This window comes from Nonomuraea sp. NPDC049152, from assembly GCF_040648355.1.
GTDB lineage: Bacteria > Actinomycetota > Actinomycetes > Streptosporangiales > Streptosporangiaceae > Nonomuraea.
The window spans coordinates 1-15640 of record NZ_JBEZDO010000046.1 but is presented as its reverse complement, the minus strand read 5'-3'; the positions used below and the strand labels follow the sequence as shown (position 1 = coordinate 15640).

Here is a 15640-nt window from a genome sequence, read left to right as displayed (position 1 = left end):
GTGCTACTCCTTGTCGAGGGAAAGGTTGAGCTTGAGCACGTTGACCGCGGGCTCGCCCATGAAGCCGAGCGACCGGCCGGTGGTGTGCTGCCTGATCAGGTCCTGCACCTTGGCCAGGTCCAAGCCGCGCTCGTTGGCCACACGGGGCGCTTGGAGCTCGGCGTAGGCGACCGAGATGTGCGGATCGAGGCCGGAGCCGCTGGCGGTGACCGCGTCCGCGGGCACCTCCACCTTGGTCACGTTCCCGCGAACCGGGACGGTCCTACCCGCGGCGTAATCCTCGCCTGGCTTCGCGCACTCCACGGGCAGGCCCTGGTAGGCCGCGATGAACGGCTTGGCCGGGCAGGCTTGGTTGACGCTCACCGCACGGTCGGGGAAGACCTTCAGCACCGCGCCGACGCCGTCCGGCGTGCAGTACGGCCGGGCGCCGCTGACGCCCTCCAGTTCACCGACCGCCTTCGAGCGGGCGCAGACCTGGGTGAGTAGCGACTGCTTGCCCTCGTCGGGGTTGCCCTCCTCGTCCTTCTGGCCGGGCACCGGCAGGACGTCCACAATGTCCTCGGGGCCGAGGTTGCTCGCCGAGGTGGACGTCGGGTCGTAGCCGTCGCCGGCCGCGGATGGGCGGCTCTGGAAGTACGTCTTGACCGGGTTGCCGTCGTTGTCGGTGAAGAGCTGGCCGATGATCGCACTGCCGACGTCCTTGCCGTCCTTCTGCACGATCGAGCCGTTGGCCTTGTCGTTGAACAGGGCCTGAGCGACGCCGGTCACCGCGAGCGGATAGAGCGCGCCGGTGATCAAGGTCAGGACGACGACCGCCCTGATCGCGGCGAGGTGCTGGCGGAGCCAGCTGGGCAGACGTTCCATTACGACATCCCCGGAAGGAACTGGATGAGCAGGTCGATGAGCTTGATGCCGACGAACGGTGCGACGATGCCGCCCAGGCCGTAGACGTACAGGTTGCGGCTGAGCAGCTTCGACGCGCTCGACGGCCGGTAGCGCACCCCTCGCAGGGCGAGCGGGATCAGCGCGACGATGATGATCGCGTTGAAGATGACCGCCGACAGGATCGCCGACTGGGGGCTGGCCAGGCGCATGATGTTCAGCGCGTCCAGGCCCGGATAGACCGCCGCGAACATCGCCGGGATGATCGCGAAGTACTTGGCGATGTCGTTGGCGATCGAGAACGTGGTCAGCGCGCCTCTGGTGATGAGCAGCTGCTTGCCGATCTCCACGATCTCGATGAGCTTGGTCGGGTTGGAGTCGAGGTCCACCATGTTGCCCGCCTCTTTGGCGGCGCTGGTGCCGGTGTTCATGGCCACGCCGACGTCCGACTGCGCGAGCGCGGGCGCGTCGTTGGTGCCGTCACCGGTCATGGCGACCAGGCGGCCGCCCTCCTGCTCCTTCTTGATCAGGGCGAGCTTGTCCTCCGGCGTGGCCTCGGCGAGGAAGTCGTCCACCCCTGCCTCGTCGGCGATCGCCCTGGCGGTCAGCGGGTTGTCGCCGGTGATCATGACGGTGCGGATGCCCATGCGGCGCATCTCGTCGAACCGCTCACGCATGCCCTGCTTGACGACGTCCTTGAGGTGGATGACGCCGAGCACGCGGCCCTTCTCGGCCACGACCAGCGGGGTGCCGCCCGAACCGGAGATGGCGTCGACGATGTGGCCGACCTCGTCGGTCGGGTGGCCGCCCTGGTCGCGGACCCACTTCATGACGGCGGTCGCGGCGCCCTTGCGCACCTCGCGGCCGTCCAGGTTGACGCCCGACATGCGGGTCTGCGCGGTGAACGGCACCCAGTCGGCGTGGGCCAGCTCGCCCGGGTGCCGCTCCCGCAGGCCGTACGCCGTCTTGGCGTAGACCACGATCGAGCGGCCCTCGGGCGTCTCGTCGGCCAGGCTGGACAGCTGGGCGGCCTCCGCGACCTGTTCGTGGGTGACGCCCGCGACCGGCACGAACTCCGAGGCCTGCCGGTTGCCCAGCGTGATGGTGCCGGTCTTGTCCAGCAGCAGCGTGCTCACGTCGCCCGCGGCCTCGACCGCGCGCCCCGACATGGCCAGCACGTTGCGCTGCACCAGCCGGTCCATGCCCGCGATGCCGATCGCCGACAGCAGCGCCCCGATCGTGGTCGGGATCAGGCACACCAGCAGCGAGACCAGCACCACACCCGTCACACCGTCACCGGTCAGCGCCAGCGAGTCGGGAACGCCAGGATTGACGGACTTGGAGTAGATCGCCAGCGGCTGCATCGTCACGGTGGCGACCAGGAAGATGATCGTCAGCGCGGCCAGGAGGATGTTCAGCGCGATCTCGTTCGGCGTCTTCTGCCGGTCCGCGCCCTCGACCAGCGCGATCATCCGATCGATGAAGCTCTCGCCCGGCTTCTGCGTGATCTGCACGATGATCTCGTCGGACAGCACCTTGGTGCCGCCGGTCACCGCGGAACGGTCACCGCCGGACTCGCGGATCACCGGCGCGGACTCGCCGGTGATCGCCGACTCGTCCACCGAGGCGATGCCCTCGATCACGTCGCCGTCACCCGGGATGATCTCTCCCGCCTCGACGATCACGAAGTCGCCCTGCTTCAACTCGGGCGCCCCTACAACATCCCACTGAGAGTGATCGTCGCGCCTCCTGAGGCGACGGGCCGTGGTGTCACGTTTGGCGGCGCGCAGCGTCGCCGCCTGAGCCTTGCCGCGCCCCTCCGCGACCGCCTCGGCCAGGTTCGCGAAGATCACCGTCAGCCAGAGCCACGCGACGATGGCCCACGCGAAGAACGACGGATCGGCGACCGCCAGGACAGTGGTGAAGGCCGCGCCGATCTCGACGATCAGCATGACCGGGTTACGCCACAGTGTGGCCGGGTTCAGCTTCTTGACCGCGTCCGGCAGCGACCTGAGCATCTGCTTCGGGTCTAGCAGGCCGCCGCCGACCCTGCCGTTGTTCTGTGGCGCAGGAGCCTTGACCGGCGCTTGCAGCACTGGGGTTGACATATCAGAACAGTCCTTCTGCGATGGGGCCGAGCGCGAGCGCCGGGAGGAAGGTCAGGGCCACCAAGATGATCGTGACGCCGACCACCATGCCGACGAACAGCGGGCGGTGGGTCGGCAGCGTTCCCGCGCTTTCCGGTACGGGTGTTTGCTGGGCCAGCGAGCCGGCCAGGGCCAGCACGAAGATGATCGGCAGGAACCGGCCGAGCACCATGCACAGGCCGAGCGCCACGTCGTACCAGGGGGTGTTGACGGTGATGCCGGCGAAAGCCGAGCCATTGTTGTTCGAGGCGCTGGTGAAGGCGTAGAGCACCTCGGAGAAGCCGTGCGGGCCGCTGTTCAGCATGCTCGCCCGCTGCTCTGCCGAGCCCATCGCGAACGCCGTGCCGACCAGCACGAGAATCGGGGTGACCAGGAAGTACAGAGAGGCCAGCTTGATCTCGCGGGCGCCGATCTTCTTGCCCAGGTACTCCGGCGTACGGCCGACCATCAGCCCCGCCACGAACACGGTGATCACGGCCAGGACGAGCATGCCGTACAGGCCCGCGCCGACACCGCCGGGAGCCACCTCGCCCAGCAACATGTTGAACATGGTCATCATGCCGCCGAACGGCGTGTAGGAGTCGTGGAAGGAGTTCACCGCGCCGGTGCTCGTGAGAGTTGTGGCGGCGGCGAACGTGGCCGAGTTCGTGATGCCGAACCTGACCTCCTTGCCCTCCACCGCGGCGCCCACGGCCTGCGGCACGGTCGCGTTGCCGGCCAGCTCGAAGACGTTGGTCAGCACGATGCTGGTCAGCGCGATCGTGGCCATCACGGTGAGGATCGCGTAGCCCTGGCGGACCTGGCCGACCAGCTTGCCGAAGGTGCGGGGGAGCGCGAATGGGATGACCAGGATCAGGAAGATCTCCAGCCAGTTGGTCCAGTTGGTGGCGTTCTCGAAGGGGTGCGCCGAGTTGGCGTTGTAGAAGCCGCCGCCGTTGGTGCCCAGTTCCTTGATGACCTCCTGGCTGGCCACCGGGCCGCCGGTGATCGACTGGGTGCCGCCGGTGAGCGTCGTGACCTCGTGCAGGCTCGCGAAGTTCTGGATCAGGCCGCCGGCCACCAGGACCAGGGCGCCGACGAAGGCGATCGGCAGCAGGATGCGCAGCGTGCCGCGCACCAGGTCGACCCAGAAGTTGCCGATCGTGTCGGAGCCCTTGCGGGCGAAGCCGCGCACGAGCGCGACCGCGACGGCCATGCCGACCGCGGCGGATACGAAGTTCTGTACGGCGAGGGCCGACATCTGCACCAGGTAGCCCATGGTGGACTCACCCGAGTAGGCCTGCCAGTTGGTGTTCGTGACGAAGCTGACGGCCGTGTTCCACGCGATGTGGTCGGTGACCGGCTCCATGCCCAGGCTCAGCCAGAGCTTGTCCTGCAGGCGCTGCATGCCGTACACGACCAGGATCGAGATGACCGAGAAGGCCAGCAGGCTGCGGGCGTAGACGCCCCAGCGCTGCTCAGCTTCGGGACGCACGCCGAGCAGTTTGTAGATGCCGCGCTCGACGACGTTGTGCTTGGCGCCGCTGTAGACCCGGTACATGTAGTCGCCGAACGGCTTGTGCACCAGGGCCAGCGCGACGATCAGGGAGACAATGAAGATCCAGCCCATTTAGAAGCGCTCCGGGAAGAGCAGGGCGGCGACCATGAAGATCACCAGACCGGTGGACAGGATCAGACCGACGGCGTTAATGGCGCTCACAGGCGCTCCACCGCCTTCACGACGAACCCGAAGACCACGAAGATCGCGATCGTCAGGGCGACGAAGATGACGTCAGCCATCCCCACTCCTCTAATTCCGGAAGATTGCTACAGACCAAGCAAAGACCCGGATATGACCGGTTTTGTCGGTCTTGACGGGTTTCCTACGCCGCCGACCCGAGAATTGACGCCATCCCTACACCGCAGACTGCCGAGCTTGCGCGGATGCACGCCGCGGGAGAGATCGGGGAGAGCACACGCAGGCGCCTGCAGCGGGAGCTGGACCGCCAGGATCTCCGTTACACCGGCGACTGATCAGGCTGGTCCGAACGTGCGCAGGTCGAGGGAGCGGTTGAAGGCTTCCTGGGCGGTGTCGAGCTGTTCGCGTAGGGTGTCCAGGTCGAAAGGGGCGGGAGCGGCGTCGCCGAGCACCGACGTCAGGAGTTCCTGGCCCCGGCGGGCCGCGTCGTCCTGCGCCGCCTGTACGGCATGCGTGATGGACTCACCGAGCGTCCGGGTGTCCTGACGCATCGCTCTGGGATTCAAGATGACGTCGAGCAGTCGTCCGGTATGACTGACAGTGGCTGTGACGAGTGCGTCGGGGGTCTCTCCCGTGCCGGTGATCGCGTCGAGCTCGGTGGTGGCCTCGCGCAGCCGCCGAAGGGCATGCTCGCTCTCGCTGACCATCCGGTCGAGGCGGTCGGGATCGAATGCCGTCATGTCCTTAGATCTAGCAGCCGGTTTGTGAGGGGATCGGGCCCATTGACGCCCTGGATACGGCATTTCGTCCCCTCTTGATGTGGAACATGCGCATTTTCGGCCGAGCTGGGCCTGCGGCTGTAGCAGGATGGAGTTGTTGATCAACGTCCAAGGAGGGGCCATGGCGTACGGCGGTATCCACATCAGCTCCACCGCGATCGGGAAGATCGCGGACGCGGTCGACCTCTATCTGACCACGCCCTTCAGGAGCTACCACGCCAACATCAGGCCGCAGACCGACCTGCCGCCCGGCACGTTCGGCATGGTCGGCGACCTCATTCTCGGGCGGGCCTACCGGGACGTCCAGGACACGGTGGAGAAGCTGATCGGGGACGCCATCGAGGTCACCACAGAGTGGGAACGCGACCTGGTGTACGCGCGCCGGAACTGGCGGACGGCCGAGGACCTGATCACCGCGGAAGTCCTGGCCATCGGGACGGTCCGGTGACTCCCGGCTTCGGCCCGCCCGCGCCTCCGGGCCATCCCCTGTCTCCTTTCCCACCGGCGCCCGGTGGGTTCGGGCCGCCCGTTACTCCCGGGCATCCCTTGTCTCCGTTCCGTGCGTCCCTGGGGCAGTTCGGGCCGCCGCCGTCGTCGTTCGTCAAGACGCCGTCGGCGGCCGTGCGGGTCTGGAGGATCGCATCCGGCATGAGCCTGCTGGCCGTGGCCACTTACCTCCTGGTGGAAGGGGCGCAGGGCAACGAGGAGGCGATCCGGCAGGCCAAGACGAGCTGGATCAACGCCCTCGGCGGCACGCTCGGCGTGGAGGGGCAGATGATGCCCGGCGTGGAGACCGTCCGCAGGGCGATGACCGGGTGGGACGCCGGCGACCAGGACGCCTTCGAGGCCGCGCTCAACGCCTTCAACAGCCAGGTGGGCTCGCTCAAGACCGCGATGGAGTACATGGGGGAGAACCTCGGGCACCTCGCCGGCGCCTACGCGGACTTCGACATGGCGCTGCGGCTGACGGGCGTTTCGCTCATCACTGCGCTCGTCGGGCTGAAGGTCGCGCGGATGTTCCCCGCCACCGCGGCGGCTGCCGCCTTCGGCGAGGCCATGGCCGTCAGGACGGCGAACCTCGCCGTGATCGCGCTGCTGGGGCAGCTCGGCGCCTTCGTCGCCAATGCCGCGACAAACCTGGCCCAGCTGCGCAGCGCCCTGCTGAACCTCAGGACTGTTCTGCCCAGCGGGCCAGGTGCGATCAATTTCGGCTCCGCGAAGATCAACAAAGCCGGCCTGCCGCCCTTCCAGCCGCCGCCGGAACGCCGGCCGGGCATGCCCCAGCAACTCCCGCCCGGTAGCGAGGACTTCGACTGGAATCTGCCCTAGCCGACGTGGACGTGGGGGCGGCGTTCGAGGTCGGGTTCCGCCTTGCGGAGCACCTCGCGGGTGAGCGGCGGCACGTCGCCGCCGCCGAAGACCAGGTAGCGGAGCATGGCCACGACCGGGTTGCCCTCGGCCCAGTGGAAGTAGATGTGAGGCACGCCGCCGGTGCGGTCACGCAGGTGGAGCAGCAGCGCGGCCAGCGTATTGGGCACCGCCGAGCTCTCGATGCGCAGGATCTGGTGACCGTAGCGCTCCTCGCCCTGGACGTGCAGCTCGGTCTCGAACTCCGAGGCGTCGGGCACCGTGACCTCGACGAACAGGACCGGTTCCGAGCTGCGCAGCCGGTGGTTGAGCCAGGTCTCGCGCAGCTTGTCGTTGTATTCGGCCTGGTCGCGTTCGTGAGGTTCGTTGGCGATCACGTGGATGTCGCCGCAAGCCTGGTTGACGAACTGCTCGGCCAGCGGGTCCAGGTGGACGTCGGTGACGCGTAGCTCGGTGGAGCGGGTGGCGCGGGAGATGAGCGAGGTGGTGATGATCGCGGCGATGAAGAAAGAGGCGATCTTGACGCCGTCGGGCCGCTCGATCACATTGTCGATGAGGGTGTAGGCGAGCACGGCCGTGATCAGCCCGAAGCCAAGCCGGGCGCCGCGCTGGCCTTTGCGGTGGGCGGACAGGGTCACGGCGACCGCGGCCGAGAGCATGAGGACCAGCACGCCGGTGGCGTAGGCGCCGCTCTGGGCGTCCACGTCGGCGTCGAAGATGAGGGTGATGGCGAACGCGATCACGGAGAAGATGAGCACCAGAGGGCGGACGGCGCCGGTCCACTCAGGCGCCATACCGTAGCGGGGCAGGTAGCGGGGCACCAGGGTGATCAGCCCCGCCATGGCCGAGGCGCCGGCGAACCAGAGGATGGCGATGGTGCTGATGTCGTAGGCGGTGCCGAACAAGTCGCCGAGGAAATCGTGCGCCAGGTAGGCCAGGGCGCGGCCGTTGGCCTTGCCGCCCGGCTGGAACTCGGCGGGCGGGATGAGCACGGTGGTGACGAAGCTGGACAGAATAAGGAACACGCTCATGATCAGCGCGGCCGTGGTGAGCAGCCGCTTGGTGCCCTTGATCCGCTCCTGGATGTCGCCCTTGACCACCGGCATCACCGCGACGCCGGTCTCGAACCCCGACATGCCCAGCGCCAGCTTCGGCATCACCAGCAGCGACAGGCCGATCATGGCCATTGGGCTGCTGTAGTTCACACTCAGCAGGTTGGTCCAGGTCACCACCACGTCCGGGTTCGCGAGCACGTGCTGCAGAGCGCTCACCACGACGACGGCATTGAGCCCCAGATAGACGAAGACCAGCAGCACGGCGATGCCGATCGCCTCGGTGAACCCCATCAGGAATACGCCGCCGAGAAGGGCCAGCAGGAGCAGGGTGACCGGCACCCGTTGGCCCTCCAGCCAGTGCGGCGCGAACGGGTTCTCCAGGATGTGCGCGGTGGCGTCGGCGGCCGACAGCGTCATGGTGATGACGAAGTCGGTGGCCGCGAAGCCGAGCAGGGCCAGCACGAACAGCTTGCCCCACCATTGTGGGGCGAGCTTCTCCAGCATGGCGATCGAGCCTTGGCCGTACGGGCTCTCCTCGGCCACCCGGCGGTAGACCGGCAGCGCGCCCAGCAGGGTGAGAGCGACCAGGAACAGCGTGGCCAGGGGCGAGAGCGCTCCCGCGGCGAGCGCGGCGATGCCGGGCTGGTAGCCGAGAGTGGAGAAGTAGTCCACGCCGGTCAGGCACATCACCCGCCACCAGGGGTGCTTGGCGTGCGGGCCGTGCTCGATCTGCTTGCGATCGGTCTGCAGACCCTCAAGCAGCCAAGTCCGTAGCGGAGATCCCGGTGTAGAGGCGGGTGGCCTCATCCTGACCAATTTCTGGCACCCCCGGCATCGTGTTCTCTCACCTAGACGAACGCAGACTACTGACTGCTTTGTGCCTGTTCGCCGCGTTGAGGTGTCAAGAATGCGTCAATGGTCGAAGTTGTTCAATTACAGAGAGTGACAGTTGTGGGGCTTTCGACCTGGGACTTGATCGGGCAGCTGGCCGTGCGGGCAGCCGCGCATCAAGAAAACGTCATGCCACATGACCGCCAGAAGCGGTCGCTGCTGCCCTGGCTTGGGGTGGTCTGCCCCACGTTGGGCTTCCTCCATCTTCAAGAAGGATCTTGCTTAGAGGTGCGCAAGGAGGGCTGGCGGTGGGCAACCGATCAAGATGGGAGCTGGCGGTGCAGCGAGCATGTTGGCGAGGCCTGGACAGGCGTGGGGTGCTGCGACTGTGCTCGATTACGGTTGACGTCTCGGGTATCCGGAGCCACGACAGCGACGATGAGGGGGATGCCTACATGAACGAGCCGTGGAGTTACCACGAGAGCGTCGGCGCCGGCACCGGTGTCAGCCTGATCGGCTTCGACGTCGAGGCCACTGACGGCAAGATCGGTTCGGTGGATGAGGAGAGCAACGCGGTCGGCGACAGCTATCTGGTTGTCGACACCGGCTTTTGGATCTTCGGCAAGCAAGCCGTGCTGCCGGCCAGCACGGTCACCCGGATCGATCCGCAGGAGCGCAAGATCTCTCTCGCCCGCACTATGGAGGAGATCAAGAGCGCTCCCGAGCTCGATGAGGACACCTACAAGGACCCCGCCTACCGCCAGCAGATCGGCGACTACTACGTCCGCTACCCTTATCAGTCCTACGGCAGGTAACAACCGCATCCGGGCTCTCTTCACGATGCCAAGGCAATGAGAGAGTCCGCCTCATGTCCGGTCGGTCAAGGACTGCGCCAGCAGCGGCTCACCGGGGGGCAGGCCGTCATGTGGCTTCGCCCGCGCAGCACGTTCCGCGGCGTCGGTGGCCACCAGGAGCAGCGGTCGTGGTGCTCGGCGACAATGGTCCCGACAACCTTAACGAGCTGTCGGTCGTGCCCGGTTCTCATCACAGCCAGTCGCGACGCTTGAAGATCAGATACAGGCTGAGACACGTCAAGACCATCAGACCGAGCGCGAACGGATAGCCGAAACTCCACCGGAGTTCGGGCATGCCGGGCGGTTCGAAGTTCATGCCGTAGACCGTGCCGATCAAGGTCGGCGCGAATAGGCTGGCCGCCCAGGAGGAGATCTTCTTGATCTCCTCGTTCTGGGCGTAGCTGGCCTCGGTCATGTGCTTGATTTCCTCGTTTTGGGCTTGGGAGACGAGGGTGGCGTTGACGGTGAGGATGTCGGCGAGCATCTGGCGGAAGCCGTCGACGCGTTCGGCCACGGTGGTCGCGTGGTCGGCCACGTCGCGTAGGTAGCGCTGGAGCTCTTCTTCGGTGCCGTACTTGTCGAAGCCCGCGGTCAGGCCGTCCAGGATGGCCAGCAGCGGGCGGGTGGCCCGCTGAAACTCGATCACCTCGCGCGACAGCTCGTAGATGCGCCGAGAGGCGCCGGGGTCGCCGTCGAACACCTGGGTTTCGATCTCGTCGATGTCGTTCTGCAGTCCGGCGATCACCGGGGCGTAGCCGTCGACGACGTGGTCCAGCACGGCGTACAGCACCGCCTCGGGGCCACGGGCCAACAAGGCGGGGTCGGCTTCCATGCGCTCGCGCACCAGGTGGAGCGGTGGTGCGTGGCCGTGCCGGACGGTCAGCACGAAGTCAGGGCCGATGAACAGGTGGATCTCGCCGAACTCGACTTCCTCGGCGGCGTCGTCGTAGCGGGCCGCCCGTAGCACGACGAACAGCGTGTCGCCGTAGCGTTCCAGCTTGGGCCGCTGGTGGGCGACCACGGCGTCCTCCACCGCCAGCTCGTGCAGGCCGAACTCCTGGCCGAGCGCGGCCAGCTGCGCCTCATCTGGCTGGTACAACCCGATCCAGGCCATCGCGCCCGGTTGCTCTCGCAGGCACGAGAGGGTGTCAGCGGGGGTGGACGGGCTGCTCGTCCGCCGCCCCTTCCGGTAGGCCGCGTCGACCACCCGCCCCTCCGGCGGGGTAGCGGCGTGCGGGCCGCGCGGGTCCATCGACTCTTCAGGCGAGGGCTCTCGCCCGCGGTCGACGGTGGCGATGTTGGCCCGCTTGGCCGGGCGCAGGACACGGGAACGCCAATCAGACATGAGTGGAACCTTCGGGGCAGGCTCACCACCACCAGGCACGCGGGCAGGACCTTTGCGCTGCCAACGGTGCGAGGGGGAGAAGGGATCAGGGACGGGACCTCAGCGGGGGCGACTGGGAGGTTGACTGCTCATAGCAGCCTCACCTCCTTGCCCTCGGTCCCGGCGAAACCCGGAAGAACGTGACCAAGATAGCGCACGCAATCGCTGCGGGGGCGCGCAGACGGCGGTCGACCCGGCTCGCCCTTGGTCCGCAGTCGTTGGGGTGACGTGGCGAACTAGACTCAAGTCCAGCCCCCGAGCAAATGAGTCCAGGGGGAGGACACATGAGCTTCCAGGCTGCTGGTTGGCTGTGGGTGTTCGCGCTCCTGGCCACAGTCGCCACCGGCTACTCGTCGCCCAGCTCAGGCGGCCGGGCTATGTAGCCCGCTTCACCAACCCCAGGCTGCTCGACTTGATCGCACCCAGTCGCCCTGGCTGGTCGAGGCACATCGCCGCGGTCCTGTTCGCGGTGACGATGGGCCTGCTCATCGTGGCAGCCGCCCGCCCGGCCATGTCCGTCCAAGTCCCCCGCGAGCGGGCCACCGTCATCGTGGCCATCGACGTGTCGCTGTCGATGATCGCCACAGACGTCTCGCCGTCCAGGTTGGAAGCCGCCAAAGCATCGGCCAAAACGTTCATCACCGGCCTGCCCGTGCGGTTCAACATCGCGTTGGTGTCCTTCGCCAGATCCTCGGCCGTCGTGGTGTCGCCCACCGTGGACCACGCTGCTGTCCTGCGCGGGATTGACGCGTTGAAGGCGGCGCCCGGCACCGCCATCGGCGAAGCGGTCTTCGCCGGCCTGGATGCGATCCGGTCCTTCGATCAGCAGGCCGCCAGCGATCCGCCGCCCGCGGCCATCGTGCTGCTGTCCGACGGCGACAACACAGCGGGCCGGCCGGTGTTCGAGGCGGCGCGCGCCGCGGCCAGGAGCAAGGTGCCGGTTTCCACCATCGCGTTCGGCACGCCCGAGGGCACGATCGAGGTCGACGGCCGCCGGATTCCCGTCCCGCCCAATGAGCAGACGTTGCGGACGCTCGCCGAAGTCACCGCGGGGCGAGCCTACGGCGCCGAGACGGGCACCTCGCTGGATGAGGTGTACAAGAGCATCGGCACCTCCTTGGGTGCCATGACCGTCACCCGAGAGGTGGGCTACCGCTTCCTGCGCTGGGCGCTCGTGCCAGCCTTCGCCCTGGCCGCCGTATCGATGCTGAGCGCGACCAATGTGAGGCGAGCTCGCCCTGTTGGTTGACCGCAGCGGCGCCCTCTAGTCTGCCGGGCATGTCTCATACCCGGCTTTACCGCCATGGCGTGCTGGAGGCCGAGGGCTTTCCGGTGGCCGATGTGTCCGACCACGTGTCCGACCCCGCCTGCGCCATCTGGTTCGATCTCTGCGCGCCCAGCCCTGCGGATCTGGCTGTGATCAGCGAGGAACTCGGGCTGCACAAGCTCGCGATCGAGGACGTGCTGCACGACCGGCAGCGCCCCAAGCTGGACGTCTACGACAGTCACCTGTTCTTGACCGTTTACGGCGAGCAGTTCGACTCCGGCACGGGGCAGCTGACCTCCACCGAGATCAACGTCTTCATCACCCGCAACGCCCTGGTCACGGTGCGCGAGAACGACAGGTTCGATATCCAGGAGGTGATCCGCCGCTGGGACGCCAGCCGGGACCTGGCCAAGCACGGCGTCAGTTTCCTGCTCCACGGGCTGCTCGACGTCGTCGTCGACGGGCACTTCGAGATCATTCAGGCGCTCGACGACCAGATCGAAGCCCTCGAGGGTGAGCTGTTCGACGAGCAACCCAGCCGCGAGCTGCAGCGCCATACCTTCGCCCTGCGCAAGAGTCTGGTCCAGTTCCGCCGCGGTGTGCTGCCCATGCGCGAGGTGATCAACAGCCTGATGCGGCGTGACCTGCACGTGGTCGAGGCCGCCATGGCGCCCTACTACCAGGACGTCTACGACCATGTACTGCGGGTCGCCGAGTGGACCGACTCCCTGCGCGACCTGGTCAGCAACATCCGCGAGACCCATCTGAGCCAGCAGGGCTACCGGCTCAACGCCATCATGAAGAAGCTGACGAGCTGGGCGGCGATCATCGCCGTCCCCACGATGATCACCGGCTTCTACGGCCAGAACGTCCCCTATCCGGGTTCGGAGCAGCCGATCGGGTTCTGGACCTCCGCGATCGTCATCGTCACGGCGTCGGTCGGTCTCTACGTCGCCTTCCGCAAACGCGACTGGCTGTGACATACGGCCGACAAGCCGGGACATACATCTCGCGACAGCCTCGAACGGCTACCGAGTGGACGAATGCGATCATTCCGATGCCCAGAATGAGGTGCAGCAACTTGTCGGCTGCGTTGACGGGAACGACGTTGACGGCGCTACCGCGCTCGATGAGGAATCCGTAGAGTCCCAGCAGCAGGGCAGATGACGCCGCCGCCGATGAGGTAGTTGCGTGAGCCGCTCCGGCTGTGGGCCATCACGAGGGCCGACGATCCCGAACAGCAGGTACATAATCTTTTGTCCAGGAGCGAGAACTGGAAGACGCCGAACAGTGGCCCGCCGGAGTTGTGGCCAGCGATCGGCATCTCGCCGTGGTTCGCGGTGCCCTCTGGCATGAAGCCCAGCTCGCCGACGAGCAAGAACACGACGCCCTGATGAGCGCGGGACCGGCCAAAAGCGGCGTGGGGACCCACCGAGCGCGAGCAACTGTCTCCCGTATTGGGCCAGACAGAGTGCCCGCGTGGAACCACTCACGCGAGGACGTTGGCCGCGAAAGCACTGACCTCCACCCTCACCGAGAGGCAAGGATCTGCACTCTTCGCCGCCTGGCCGTGCGAGTCTACGGACGTTTGATCCAGACGGGATCGGCGCACGTGCGCACGTGCGGACGTGGTCGGCGGTGGCGCACAGCTTGAAGACGTCGATCCGACTGAAGAACGTGCTGTCGGTTCCGCAGCCTGGGCGGGGGCCGTTGGAGTCGGGCACCTTGTTGATGTCGAGCATCGAGGTGGCGTACTCACCGTAGATGGCGTAACCGTCACGGCTGAGACACGGACGCTGCCCGCCAAGGTCTCATAACTCCAACCGGAGGCGGGCGCGGCTGCTGCCGCCGGGGCGGCGAGCAGGGCAAGGACGGTGCTTCCCAGAAGGGTAAAACGAGCGATCACGTGGAGATCCGTTCCGCAGAGGAGGTCAGAACGGCAGCCACCGTGAAACAGCGACACCCGCGCGGAAGGCGGCTTGATCAACACTTGGCCAGGCGAGAAACGCACCCCGAACCGGGGCGCCCGCCACGCCTTCCCTCTTGGGGTTCTCTTGATCATCCTGGAGGTCTGGCTTGACAGGCGGACCCCAGCCGCCGCTCGGAACGCCTGGCTGGGTGGAGGCTAAGCGAGCGAGTATGCGCGGTGCTGCAGGCAGCAGATTGAGATGGCCGACACGGTGAAACGGCGGCATCTGCACGGCGATCGACTTGATCGACTCTTGACGCAGGGGCAGGCAGAACTCGGACCGGGCGCCCGTCGGGGGCTTCCGGCTTGGTGTTCTGTTGGTTGACTTGCGGGTTTGCCTTGGCGAACGGGCCCAAAACGAGGCCGGTACAGCCCGGCCATGTGCCGGACCCGTGCCGAAGAGCATCCAGCGAGCATCCAATGGCGTGTCTCGGCCTCGCCGGAGGCCCTCGAAAACCGAGAAAGCCCAGGTCGGGCGGGGTGGAGGGTGGTAGGGCGCCCGGGGCTCGAACCCGGAACCTACGGATTAAAAGTCAGCAGCCCTAATGCCGGGCCATGTTTCAACGGATTCAATTGTATCACTCTGCTGAATTTTGTCGCATTTAAAATGTCTGAACATGTCGGCCGGTGTTCGTGGGTGCCGATGGCCGAAGAGCACGCAACGAGCACGCGGTGTGGGGTCCAACGGCGTCCGGCGCGACCTGACGTGTTCTTGACCGTTTGACCTGCCCCGATTTCGGCATGTTTGGTCATCTCTGATGCGGGGCTCTCAGAGGGGTTCCGTGTCTGGTGCGGAGATGGGGGGCGCGCAGGGTGCGTTTTGCCTTTTCTTGCCAGGGCAGTGGCGTTCGTCCCGGGTTGTTCGAGGCCGGTTGTCAGCTGGGCCGTTTGGGGTGCTCGCTGGCCATGGGGACCAAGGTGCCGTCCAGGATCACGTACGCCAGTCCTTCGGCTTGGGCGCGGTCGAGAGCTTCGGGAAGATCCGGTGCTTGAGCTGCGAGAACTTCGATTCCCTCGTGGATGTAGCGGTAGGCGGTGGCCCGGGAGACGCGGTGATCGCGGCCGAGTTTGGGGATGTCGTGCTCACCTCGGAACCAGCGCATCACCGTGACCGCTTGTTCGGCTGCTTGCTTGTCGCCGGCCTTGCGTCGTACCTCGGCGACGGTGACTCGTTCAATCGCCCGCCACTGCGGTGCCACGACGGTGGTCAGGTCCGGCGGGTTAGTTTCGGCCAATCGAACTGCTGCGGGAGTCGCCCGGTCGTGGAGAGTCCCCGCAGCGCAACTTCGCGCACTACGAAGGGATTGACCAGCGGTGTGAGCTGGTGAGTACTCAGAGTGCGTTACGCGAGCCTCTGCCCGTGATGCCGCAGTGTGATCGAGGGGATTTGTAGCGTTACCGCCAATAGGCGGGTCCGGGTGTGCTG

Annotated in this window: 13 protein-coding genes and 2 pseudogenes; 5 read left to right on the top strand and 10 right to left on the bottom strand. The window is 66.7% G+C overall.

Annotated features, from left to right (window positions below; all coding sequences use genetic code 11):
• Positions 1-3: 3 nt before the first annotated feature.
• The 5 genes from AB0B45_RS47095 to AB0B45_RS47075 all read right to left on the bottom strand — a co-directional run bounded on the left by AB0B45_RS47095 (position 4) and on the right by AB0B45_RS47075 (position 5447).
• Entirely contained in the window at positions 4-864 is an 861-nt protein-coding gene (locus AB0B45_RS47095) for a potassium-transporting ATPase subunit C (protein ID WP_358144819.1), read from the bottom strand.
• Complete coding sequence (gene kdpB / locus AB0B45_RS47090) at positions 864-2990, bottom strand: potassium-transporting ATPase subunit KdpB (protein ID WP_358144817.1); 2127 nt, start codon at positions 2988-2990, stop codon at positions 864-866. Before kdpB ends, AB0B45_RS47095 begins: the two co-directional genes overlap by 1 nt.
• A 1-nt stretch (position 2991) precedes the next feature.
• The gene (gene kdpA, locus AB0B45_RS47085) at positions 2992-4638 is read right to left on the bottom strand and encodes a potassium-transporting ATPase subunit KdpA (protein ID WP_358144815.1); all 1647 of its coding nucleotides are present in this window, start codon (positions 4636-4638) and stop codon (positions 2992-2994) included.
• The gene (gene kdpF / locus AB0B45_RS47080) at positions 4639-4728 is read right to left on the bottom strand and encodes a K(+)-transporting ATPase subunit F (RefSeq protein ID WP_358144813.1); all 90 of its coding nucleotides are present in this window, start codon (positions 4726-4728) and stop codon (positions 4639-4641) included.
• A gap of 314 nt (positions 4729-5042) precedes the next feature.
• A complete protein-coding gene (locus AB0B45_RS47075) occupies positions 5043-5447 on the bottom strand; it encodes a YbaB/EbfC family nucleoid-associated protein (protein ID WP_358144811.1) in 405 nt (134 codons plus the stop codon).
• Between the two features lie 160 nt (positions 5448-5607).
• Between AB0B45_RS47075 and AB0B45_RS47070 the strand changes: the two genes are divergently transcribed.
• Both AB0B45_RS47070 and AB0B45_RS47065 read left to right on the top strand, forming a co-directional pair.
• Entirely contained in the window at positions 5608-5934 is a 327-nt protein-coding gene (locus AB0B45_RS47070; RefSeq protein ID WP_358144809.1) for a hypothetical protein, read from the top strand.
• Positions 5935-6134: 200 nt separating this feature from the next.
• Entirely contained in the window at positions 6135-6815 is a 681-nt protein-coding gene (locus AB0B45_RS47065) for a hypothetical protein (RefSeq protein WP_358144807.1), read from the top strand.
• Here the strand turns inward: AB0B45_RS47065 and AB0B45_RS47060 are convergent.
• Positions 6812-8716 (bottom strand): amino acid transporter, encoded by a 1905-nt coding sequence (locus AB0B45_RS47060; protein ID WP_358144805.1) that lies wholly within the window; start codon positions 8714-8716, stop codon positions 6812-6814. The genes AB0B45_RS47065 and AB0B45_RS47060 overlap by 4 nt on opposite strands.
• Before the next feature lie 479 nt (positions 8717-9195).
• Between AB0B45_RS47060 and AB0B45_RS47055 the strand changes: the two genes are divergently transcribed.
• Complete coding sequence (locus AB0B45_RS47055) at positions 9196-9555, top strand: PRC-barrel domain containing protein (RefSeq protein WP_358144803.1); 360 nt, start codon at positions 9196-9198, stop codon at positions 9553-9555.
• A 229-nt stretch (positions 9556-9784) separates the two neighbouring features.
• Here the strand turns inward: AB0B45_RS47055 and AB0B45_RS47050 are convergent, their stop codons facing one another.
• Positions 9785-10939 (bottom strand): magnesium and cobalt transport protein CorA, encoded by a 1155-nt coding sequence (locus tag AB0B45_RS47050; protein ID WP_358144801.1) that lies wholly within the window; start codon positions 10937-10939, stop codon positions 9785-9787.
• A 514-nt stretch (positions 10940-11453) separates the two neighbouring features.
• On the opposite strand from AB0B45_RS47050, the gene AB0B45_RS47045 reads away from it, so the two are divergent.
• Together AB0B45_RS47045 and AB0B45_RS47040 are read left to right on the top strand one after the other, a co-directional pair.
• Positions 11454-12227: a VWA domain-containing protein gene (locus AB0B45_RS47045; RefSeq protein ID WP_358144913.1), complete on the top strand. Its 774-nt coding sequence runs from the start codon at positions 11454-11456 to the stop codon at positions 12225-12227.
• Between the two features lie 29 nt (positions 12228-12256).
• Positions 12257-13225, top strand: a complete 969-nt coding sequence (locus AB0B45_RS47040; protein ID WP_358144799.1) for a magnesium transporter CorA family protein — start codon at positions 12257-12259, stop codon at positions 13223-13225.
• On the opposite strand, the pseudogene AB0B45_RS47035 reads toward AB0B45_RS47040, so the two are convergent.
• The 3 genes and pseudogenes from AB0B45_RS47035 to AB0B45_RS47025 form a co-directional block, all read right to left on the bottom strand.
• Positions 13173-13409 (bottom strand): annotated as a pseudogene (locus AB0B45_RS47035) (DUF4383 domain-containing protein); the annotation flags it as partial. The gene AB0B45_RS47040 and the pseudogene AB0B45_RS47035 overlap by 53 nt on opposite strands.
• A complete protein-coding gene (locus AB0B45_RS47030; RefSeq protein WP_358144797.1) occupies positions 13363-13629 on the bottom strand; it encodes a DUF4383 domain-containing protein in 267 nt (88 codons plus the stop codon). The gene AB0B45_RS47030 and the pseudogene AB0B45_RS47035, both read right to left, overlap by 47 nt.
• Positions 13630-15125: 1496 nt before the next feature.
• Positions 15126-15332, bottom strand: a pseudogene (locus AB0B45_RS47025) (IS5/IS1182 family transposase); the annotation flags it as partial.
• Between the last annotated feature and the right edge of the window lie 308 nt (positions 15333-15640).

Bases quoted from the DNA above. Each gene is read 5' to 3' on its own strand.
- AB0B45_RS47095 (WP_358144819.1), bottom strand. From the start codon at position 864: ATGGAACGTCTGCCCAGCTGGCTCCGCCAGCACCTCGCCGCGATCAGG.
- kdpB (WP_358144817.1), bottom strand. From the start codon at position 2,990: ATGTCAACCCCAGTGCTGCAAGCGCCGGTCAAGGCTCCTGCGCCACAG.
- kdpA (WP_358144815.1), bottom strand. From the start codon at position 4,638: ATGGGCTGGATCTTCATTGTCTCCCTGATCGTCGCGCTGGCCCTGGTG.
- AB0B45_RS47075 (WP_358144811.1), bottom strand. From the start codon at position 5,447: ATGACGGCATTCGATCCCGACCGCCTCGACCGGATGGTCAGCGAGAGC.
- AB0B45_RS47070 (WP_358144809.1), top strand. From the start codon at position 5,608: ATGGCGTACGGCGGTATCCACATCAGCTCCACCGCGATCGGGAAGATC.
- AB0B45_RS47065 (WP_358144807.1), top strand. From the start codon at position 6,135: ATGAGCCTGCTGGCCGTGGCCACTTACCTCCTGGTGGAAGGGGCGCAG.
- AB0B45_RS47060 (WP_358144805.1), bottom strand. From the start codon at position 8,716: ATGAGGCCACCCGCCTCTACACCGGGATCTCCGCTACGGACTTGGCTG.
- AB0B45_RS47055 (WP_358144803.1), top strand. From the start codon at position 9,196: ATGAACGAGCCGTGGAGTTACCACGAGAGCGTCGGCGCCGGCACCGGT.
- AB0B45_RS47050 (WP_358144801.1), bottom strand. From the start codon at position 10,939: ATGTCTGATTGGCGTTCCCGTGTCCTGCGCCCGGCCAAGCGGGCCAAC.
- AB0B45_RS47045 (WP_358144913.1), top strand. From the start codon at position 11,454: ATGGGCCTGCTCATCGTGGCAGCCGCCCGCCCGGCCATGTCCGTCCAA.
- AB0B45_RS47040 (WP_358144799.1), top strand. From the start codon at position 12,257: ATGTCTCATACCCGGCTTTACCGCCATGGCGTGCTGGAGGCCGAGGGC.